The 3,638-nt window shown below is 68.0% G+C and carries 2 protein-coding genes and 1 pseudogene; all 3 read right to left on the reverse strand.

The window, feature by feature from the left end; all coding sequences use genetic code 11:
- A pseudogene (locus UK23_RS47825) lies at positions 1–211 on the reverse strand (alpha/beta hydrolase); the annotation flags it as partial.
- 73 nt (positions 212–284) lie between these two features.
- Positions 285–2,525, reverse strand: a complete 2,241-nt coding sequence (locus UK23_RS47830) for a carbohydrate-binding protein (RefSeq protein WP_045318523.1) — start codon at positions 2,523–2,525, stop codon at positions 285–287.
- 34 nt (positions 2,526–2,559) lie between these two features.
- Positions 2,560–3,591, reverse strand: coding sequence for a rhamnogalacturonan acetylesterase (locus tag UK23_RS47835; RefSeq protein ID WP_052685688.1), 1,032 nt, complete (start codon positions 3,589–3,591; stop codon positions 2,560–2,562).
- Positions 3,592–3,638: the final 47 nt, after the last annotated feature.

Below are 3,638 nucleotides of genomic sequence, written 5' to 3' on the forward strand. Positions count from 1 at the left end.
TGCCGGTGGCGGGGTAGTAGACGTAGGTGTTGATCTTGCGGCTGCCGCGTGTCCAGCTGTACTGGCGCACGCCGACGGCGAACGGTGTGGTGGGCGCGGTTCCCAGAAGCCAGGTGGGGGCGGCACCGGCCAGGCCGGTACCGAGCAGGGTCGCGCCACCTACCGTCGCTGCTGCGACCGTGCTCAGCCTCAGGAAGGTACGTCGTTGCATCGACACGATGACTCCTCGCAGGGTGTTGAGGTGTGCGGAAAGGCGTAGCGAGCGACACGGCCGCCGTCAGGGTTCAGCGGACGTGGATGTTCGGCTGCGGTGGCGAGCTCATGCCGTTGCCGAGGAAGAAACTGGGGTGTGGTGGCTGGTTGTAGGCGGTGTTCTGCCACGCGATGGCGACGCGGTACTGAGGGTCGTGCAGCAGGGTGTGGATCCGCCGGTCGGTCTGCGTGGTCGTGGCGTAGATGCGCAGCGCGGCGTTGTCGTCGCGGGGGAGGATGACCTCCTCGCGCCAGTCGCCGAACAGGTCACCGGACAGCGACGGGGTGGACTTGGTGCCGTTGATGGAGTGTGCGCCCGAGGCGGTGAGCAGGCGGGTGTCGCCGCCGGTGCCGTACTTGTCCACGTGGTTGCCGTCCAGCAGTTCGCGTACCGGGTCGGCGTCCCACCAGGCGAGGAAGTTCGCGCTGGCGGGTGCTCGCCCGACGTTGCCGCCGGAGGCGTTGAACGCGTTGGTCAGGCCGGTGCCCTTGCCCCAGAACTCGGCGCCGGGGTTGCCGGCGTACACGTCACCGGCAACCCCGCGGGCCGGGCCCTCGCAGTTGCAGGTGTTGTTCTTCTGCATGATGATCGCGCCGGTGCCGGCGTCGCGCAGGGTGGCGGCGGCGCCGGAGCTCTGCTCGTGGATCTGCCAGATCTCCTGACCGGGCCGGCTGGGCACGAAGTCGCTGACGTGCAGCGCGTCGCCGTGGGCGTAGAAGCCGGTGGTGTAGCGGCCGGTGCCGTCGGAGTTGATGGTCATGCCGCCGTAGATGATCTCGTCGGTGCCGTTGCCGTCGACGTCCGCGATGGACAGGGAGTGGGTGCCTCGGCCGGTCCACTGACGTCCGGCGGTGCCGGAGTCGAACTTCCAGCGCCGGGTGAGCCGTCCGTCGCGGAAGTCCCACGCGGCGATCGTGCTCTTCTCGTAGTAGCCGCGGCCCATGATGATGCTGGGCCGTTGCCCGTCGAGGTAGGCGGTGCCCGCGAGGAATCTGTCACCCCGGTTGCCGGTGCAGTCTCCCCAGTCGCAGATGTTGCCGCGGGCAGGGTCGAAGTCCACCGTGGACATGACGGCGCCGGAGAGGCCGTTGAACACGGTCAGGTACTCGGGTCCGGTGATGATGTAGCCGGAGGAGTTGCGGTGGTCGGCGCCTGCGTTGCCGATCACCTGACCGGTGCCGGAGATCGTGCCGTCACCCGTCTTGACGGCGAGCTCGGCCCTGCCGTCGCCGTCGTAGTCGTACACCTGGAACTGGGTGTAATGCGCGCCCGCACGGATGTTTCGGCCGAGATCGACCCGCCACAGCCGCTGCCCGTTGAGCCGGTACGCGTCGATGTAGACGTTGCTGGTACGACCCGACTGCGAGTTGTCCTTCTGGTCGCTGGGATCCCACTTGAGGAAGATCTCGTACTGGCCGTCGCCGTCCACGTCCCCGACACTCGCGTCACCAGCCGTGTAGCTGCTGCCAGGCCGGGAGATCGGCACGTCCAGGTAGTTGCCTCCGGTGAAACGCAGCGACGGCTCGGACGGCGCCTGCTCCGCCCCGTCCACGACCGCGCGGACCGAGTACGAGGCGTCCGCCGACGCCCCGGAGTCCAGGAAGTTCGTGGAGTTGGTGATCGGCGAGGAATTCAGCTTCGTGGTGCCGCGGTAGACGTTGAACCCGGTCGAGGCCGGCTCGTACCCGAACAGCCGCCACGACACCAGGTTGCCGGCTCCGGAGCGCACGCTGACCAGGCCCCGGTTCAGGTCTTCCATCTGCTTGCCCGCGGGCGGCGGAGTGTCACCGGCTTCCAGGTCGAGGTGGTCGATGTTCGCCAGGCCCGCCGCAGTGGTCGGGTCCAAGCGGATCGTGTTCGTACCGGCGGTCATCGACACGGTGAACGTCGTCGTGGCCCACGCGGTCCAGGCGCCGGTCGGGTCGAAAGCGGCGCCCTCCTGGGCGAGCGCTCCGTTGATGAGCACGTCGGCAGGTCGGTTGGCCGTGGCGCCGTTGGCGTACCGGATGGCGATGGTCGCCGTGCCTGCTGCGGCTGCGGTCACGGTGAACTGCGCCGCCGCGTCGATCGTGTTGTCGCCGTTGCAGAACCCGTTGCCGGAGTAGCCGGTGTGGTTGGACTCGACTACGCCGGCGCAGGTGGCCGGTGCGACTTCCGCTTCGTAACGGGTCGTCGTCGCCGAAGCCGCCGAGACGACGAGACCGTTGCCGGCCAAGGTCAAGGCGACAACGCCGGCGGCGAGCGGTGTGGCGCGCCGTCGATGCACGAGCATGGTTGACCTCCAACAGGTGAGTCGAACGCCTGGCTCAGCGCAGGTAGGCGGCCAGCGGCAGGTTCAGTTCCCGCACGCCCTGCACGACGAGACCGGCCATCTCCGAGCCGCCACGGGCGGAGAAGTGGGTGTTGTCGCCTGCTTCCCTGGTGAGGAACAGTGCCTGGGAGGCCGAAGGACCCATCGATTCGACCAGAGTCTTGCTCTTGGCGGTCAGGTCGATGACCGGCACGCCCGCGCTGCGGCCGAGTGCCCGGATGACGGCGGGCAGGTCCACGCCCTTGTTGTTGACGTGCAGGGCGGTGCCCGTGAGTTTGCTGCCGTTGAAGAGCCTGCGTACCGGTGGGGTCATCAGCACCGGAGCACCTCCGCGCTCGCGCACACCGTTGACCAGACGGGTGAGGTTGTCGCGGAAGGCGGTAGCGGTGGGGTCCTTGTCGTTGTGTCCGAGCTGGATGAACACCAGGTCCTTGCTCTTGATCAGTGGCTTCATCGTCGGGAAGAGCGCTCGGTTGGACAGGAAGCTGCCGGAGCTCTCGCCGGAGTCGCCGTAGTTCGCGACCACGGCGCCTTTGCGCAGGCGGGTGGGCAGGTATTGGCCCCAGCCCGTGTAGGGCGCGGTGGGTTGGTCGCACACGGTCGAGTCACCCGCGAGGTAGGCCACCAGCGGAGAACTCGCTGGTGTGACGGTGAGCGCGCCGATCGCGGGTGCGGTGCCGCTGAAGGTGATCTGCAGGCCAGGCGTGCCGTTGCCGCCCTGGCCGGTGGGTTGCCCCTCGGGGCTGCGGACATTGACCGAGACCGTCGTGCGAATGACCTGGCCGGAGGTGGTGGAGACGGGGTTCAGGATCTGCCTGCGAGCCTCCACTGACATGGAGGTGTTGGCTGCCTTTGTGGTGCTGCCGAGTTCCATGGTGACGTCGTAGTTGCCAGGCGTGACGTTGAAGCTGCACTTGATCGCAGCGGTGCCGGAGCACTGCGGTGGCAACGCGGCCGCGGCGGGGACCGGGGCCAGCACGGCCGCGTTCAACACGGCCGTGACCAACACCAGACGCTTGATAGACACAGATTCTCCTGTCACACGTTGAGGAAGCCGTCCATGGCCGCGGTCGG

The sequence above is a fragment of the Lentzea aerocolonigenes genome (assembly GCF_000955955.1).
In the GTDB taxonomy this organism is placed as follows: Bacteria; Actinomycetota; Actinomycetes; order Mycobacteriales; family Pseudonocardiaceae; genus Lentzea; species Lentzea aerocolonigenes_A.

Coding starts and splice junctions, on each gene's coding strand:
- UK23_RS47830 (WP_045318523.1), bottom strand. CDS start 2,525: ATGCTCGTGCATCGACGGCGCGCCACACCGCTCGCCGCCGGCGTTGTC.